Raw genomic sequence first — 4330 nt, 5'->3', positions numbered from 1 at the left:
TGTGCCGAGGGCGGGGCCGGGCCGGGCCGGGCGGCCGGGGCCGCGGGCGCGGCGACGCCGTCTGCCGTGAGCGCGGCACGGAGCTTCCGCGCCACCGGGGGGGCGATCGTCGACGAGGGGCTCTTGACGTATTCGCCGAGCTCCTTGAGCTTCGCGAGGGCGACCTTGCTGTCGACGCCGAGCTCGGACGCGATCTCGTGTACGCGTGGGTTTGCCACAATTCTCCTGTCTAGGGTCCACCCTGGACAGGGCAGACCATTACCTGCGGACGGGTCTCATTTCGAGCCGTTCACTTTGTGTCCATAGCCGTTCAGCCGTTTCGCTGGTGGTGGTTTTGAAGGGTCTGCGTGTCCAGTGGACCGGACACACGCAATGCTCGTCCGAAGGCACGGCGCCGGATGGCGGCATCCACGCACTCGATCGTGTCGTGCACCCACGCGCCCCGCCCGGGAAGCGACGCGTGCTCGTCGGGGACGAGAAGGTCATCGCGAACCACGACTCGCAAGAGGGTGGACCGGGGGGCACGCGCGCGGCACCCCACGCACGTTCGAACGGGCTCCATGTTACACCCCGGTGCGGGACGGATGCCGCGGCCGCGGCCGCTCAGCGGTCCTCGAGGATGCTGTCGGGCTGGATGTCGATCTTGGCCCCGGTGAGCTTCGCGGCCAGTCGCGCGTTCTGCCCCTCCTTGCCGATCGCGAGCGACAGCTGGTAGTCGGGCACGAGCGCGCGCACGGCCTTGGTCGCGGCATCGAGGATGAAGCTGGAGGTCACCTTCGCGGGCGACAGCGCGTTGGCGACGAAGCGCGCCAGCTCGGGGTCGTAGTCGACGATGTCGATCTTCTCGCCGCTGAGCTCCTCGGTCACCGCACGCACACGACGACCCAGCTCGCCGATGCACGCGCCCTTCGCATTGATCGTGGGGTCCTCCGAGCGCACGGCGATCTTGGTGCGATGGCCGGCTTCGCGGGCGAGCGAGACGATCTCGACCAGGCCGGAGGCGATCTCGGGCACCTCCAGGGCGAAGAGCTTGCGCACGAGTCCGGGATGGGTGCGCGAGACGGTGATCGAGGGACCCTTCGTTCCCTTCGCGACGGAGGTCACGTAGACGCGGAGGCGGGAGCCGTGCGGGTACTCCTCCCCGGCGACCTGCTCCTCGGGCGGCAGGATCGCCTCGACGGTGCCGAGGTCGACGTGCACCATGCGGGGGTTCGGACCCTGCTGGATGACGCCGGCGACGATGTCGCCCTCCTTGCCGCGGAACTCGCCCAGGATCGCGTCGTCGGCGAGGTCGCGCAGGCGCTGGCTGATGACCTGCTTGGCAGCGAAGGCCGCGATGCGACCGAAGTCGTCGGGTGTGGTCTCCTCCTCGCCGATGACGGCGCCCTCGTCATCGAGCAGCGGGACGAAGATCGCGACGTGGCCGGTCTTGCGGTCCAACTGCGCCCGAGTGCCGGCGGGGGCCGCCTGCGCATGGTTCTTCTCGTACGCGGTCAGGATCGCCTGCTCGATGATGCCGACGAGCTCCTCGAAGGGGATCTCCCTCTCACGTTCGACCGTCCTCAGCAGTCCGAGATCGATGTCCACGGTGGCCTCCCTGTTCAGCTTTCTGCCGGCGCCGCTGAGGCGCCCGGCATCGCTTTCACGTTACCGGATGCCGGAGGGCGAGCACTGGGAGGATGCCATGCGCACGCGGAGGATCGGCGCTCACGGGGGAGGTGCGGAACCGAGCGCGCCGAGCGCGCGGATGAGGCGGTGCAGCTCCCCCACCCGGTAGTGGTTCAGCCGCAGGACCAGACGCGGCAGGTCGAGCCGGTCGGCGTCGGCGACCTCTGCGCGCAGCGGCTCGGACCGCTCGATGCGCCCGGAGGACAGGAGCGCCCCGAACTCGTCGTCGAGCGCCGCCACCTCGCCGTCGGTGGGCGCCGCCCGCAGGCGCAGCACGAGCCGGTCGCCGACCCAGCGCAGCGAGTCGTAGTTGCGCCAGAACCCGGTGATCGCCCGCGCGGCCTCGGCGACGGAGTCGGTCACGAGCACGCGGTCGAAGTCGCCGGGCGAGATCACCCCGGCGGGGATCAGCTGTTCGTCGACGAAGCGGTGCAGGCCGGTCCAGAACGTGCCGCCGGGGGCGTCGAGCAGCACGATCGGGGTCGGCTCGGCCTTGCCGGTCTGCTGCAGGGTGAGCAGCTCGAACATCTCGTCGAGGGTGCCGAACCCGCCGGGCACGCACACGAAGCCGCGCGATTCCTTCACGAGCATGAGCTTGCGCGTGAAGAAGTACTTCATCGCGACCACGCGCTCGGCCTCCGCGATCACCGCGTTCGGCTTCTCCTCGAACGGGAGCCGGATCGACCCCCCCAGCGACCGTTCCGGGCCGGCGCCCTCGGCGGCCGCCTGCATGATCCCGGGGCCCGCGCCGGTGACCACGAGCCAGCCGCGATCGGCGAGCTCTCGCGCGACGTCGGCCGCAGCCCGGTACAGCTCGTCGTCGGGACGCGTGCGTGCCGAGCCGAAGATCGTGACCTTCGGCACACCCGCGTACGGTGCGAACAGCCGGAACGCGGCGCGCATCTCGCTGAGCGCGGCCGAGGTGATCTTCAGATCCAGCCGGTCGGTACCGTCGAGGCCGAGGCCGACTCCGGTGGCGAGGATGCGAGCGACGAGGTCCTGGTTCTGCGTGATGCCGGCGGCCGCGATCAGCGTACGCAGGTCGTCGGTGACGGCACCGGGCACCGGACCTTTCGAGCTCTCGGCCATGCAGTCAGCATGTCATGCCCGGCTGCCGTGCCGCCTGCGATCCTCAAAGCGCCGCGTCGCGGATGCCTGGCTCGCCCAGCCCGAGCAGGACGGCGTCGCTCGTGAGCAGGACCATACGCTCTTCGGATGCCTGAGCCAGCAGCATCCGGTCGAACGGATCGTGCCGGGCGAGCGCGGGACGCTCCGCCATCGCGGCGGCGTGTGGGGCAGTAAAGGGCAGCTCGACCAGGCCGGAACGCGTGAAGGCGGCGGTCGCGTCGCCATCGCCGGGTGGTTCGAGCCTGCCGAGCATGGCCTTGATCACGATCTCCATGACCGACACCGATGAGAAGTACGTCCGGTCGGATGCGGTGATGAGCGCGCGGCTCTGCGGCCCGAGGCGGGCGCTGTCGCGGTAGACCCACAGCAGCGCATTGGTGTCGAGAAGGATCACGCCCGAGCTCCGTAGAACAGCTCGTCCATCTCGGCGTCCGCGCCATCGAAGATCGCGGGATCGTGTTCGGCCTCATCGCGTCCGAGGCCGAAGACGACCGTCAGGTCGCTGTGCATCACGATGTCGACCACAGGCGTGCCCGCGCGGGCGATCGTGACCTGCTCGCCGGCCAGTACGCGCGCGACCAGCGCAGAGAGCTGGGACTTCGCCTCGTGCATGTTCACCTGGACCATGGACCTAGTCTAGCTAAGTTCATGGAGACCTGGTCGCAGATGTCATGCACCTGGAGCGACGACGGGCACCCCCAGCACGCGCGCAGCGTCGGCGAGTCGATCGTCATACGTCAAGAGTCCTTCGAGATCGTCCCCGAGCGAGAGTGCGGATGCCAGGTGCACAGCGTCGAGGGTGCGCAGCTCGGCGGGATCCAGCCGCGCCGCCTCCTCGAAGATCGCCGGCGAGGCGCGTAGGAGGATCACGCGCGCAAGCACATCGCGCGCCTGGCCGATCGCCGACGGCGCCACGCGGCGAACGGCGCGGACGAGCTCGGTCCGGGCGAGGTCGCTCGTGGCGAGCTCGATGCCGCCGGAGACCCATGTGAACAGGGCATCCGACTCCGCCTCCACCACCGCGAGCTTGACCAGCGCAGACGTATCCGCGTAGTGCATCAGTAGCGCTCCTCATCGCGCATCTGCCGCAGTACGGCCGAAGCGTCGGCGCCGACCGTCGGCCCGGTCAGCCCGGCAAGGGGCCGCAGGACGGGGCGGGCGAGACCGGCCGCGGTGAGCCGAGCGACCGTCGTCTGCTCCAGCGGCGTCAGGCGTGCGACCGGGCGGCCACGATCGGTGACGGTGATCGATTCGCCCGCGGCCGCACGCGCGACGACCTCGGAGGCGTTCTGCTTCAACGCGCGGATCCCTACGCTGTCCATGTTCTACATGGTAGCACTTTGGGAGGTCTGCCGATGGGCTCCATCTCGGGCGGGATGACGAAATCCGTGCGCATCGTCGCTTCCATTTATCGTTCTTATGTTCTATACTGATGAGATGGCACTCGATACGGCTACCGAACCTCTCGGCGACGAGAGGGTGCTCGGGTTGTGCTTCGAGGATGTCGCGCGGTACCAGTACGGATTGAATCGTG

The 4330-nt window shown here is 69.2% G+C and carries 8 protein-coding genes; all 8 read right to left on the bottom strand.

Annotated elements, in window-relative coordinates; translation table 11 throughout:
• Window positions 1-218: translation initiation factor IF-2 N-terminal domain-containing protein (locus QM641_RS12660; protein ID WP_415117031.1), on the bottom strand; the 218-nt coding region annotated here is incomplete at its 3' end.
• A gap of 92 nt (window positions 219-310) precedes the next feature.
• Window positions 311-562, bottom strand: a complete 252-nt coding sequence (locus QM641_RS12655; RefSeq protein ID WP_415117029.1) for a YlxR family protein — start codon at window positions 560-562, stop codon at window positions 311-313.
• A 41-nt stretch (window positions 563-603) separates the two neighbouring features.
• Window positions 604-1587 (bottom strand): transcription termination factor NusA, encoded by a 984-nt coding sequence (gene nusA, locus QM641_RS12650; protein ID WP_415117028.1) that lies wholly within the window; start codon window positions 1585-1587, stop codon window positions 604-606.
• A 120-nt stretch (window positions 1588-1707) separates the two neighbouring features.
• A complete protein-coding gene (locus QM641_RS12645; protein ID WP_415117026.1) occupies window positions 1708-2757 on the bottom strand; it encodes a TIGR00730 family Rossman fold protein in 1050 nt (349 codons plus the stop codon).
• Window positions 2758-2800: 43 nt separating this feature from the next.
• Complete coding sequence (locus tag QM641_RS12640) at window positions 2801-3190, bottom strand: type II toxin-antitoxin system VapC family toxin (protein WP_415117024.1); 390 nt, start codon at window positions 3188-3190, stop codon at window positions 2801-2803.
• Window positions 3187-3423, bottom strand: coding sequence for a type II toxin-antitoxin system Phd/YefM family antitoxin (locus QM641_RS12635; protein ID WP_415117022.1), 237 nt, complete (start codon window positions 3421-3423; stop codon window positions 3187-3189). Before QM641_RS12635 ends, QM641_RS12640 begins: the two co-directional genes overlap by 4 nt.
• A 42-nt stretch (window positions 3424-3465) precedes the next feature.
• Window positions 3466-3855, bottom strand: a complete 390-nt coding sequence (locus QM641_RS12630; RefSeq protein WP_415117020.1) for a type II toxin-antitoxin system VapC family toxin — start codon at window positions 3853-3855, stop codon at window positions 3466-3468.
• Window positions 3855-4118, bottom strand: a complete 264-nt coding sequence (locus QM641_RS12625) for a type II toxin-antitoxin system Phd/YefM family antitoxin (RefSeq protein WP_415117018.1) — start codon at window positions 4116-4118, stop codon at window positions 3855-3857. The genes QM641_RS12630 and QM641_RS12625 overlap by 1 nt, the downstream gene beginning before the upstream one ends.
• Window positions 4119-4330 lie beyond the last annotated feature (212 nt).

It is taken from the genome of Microbacterium sp. (assembly GCF_047605725.1).
Classification (GTDB): domain Bacteria; phylum Actinomycetota; class Actinomycetes; order Actinomycetales; family Microbacteriaceae; genus Microbacterium.
Note: the sequence above shows the minus strand (reverse complement) of the source record. Positions and strands in the feature narration are given on the sequence as shown.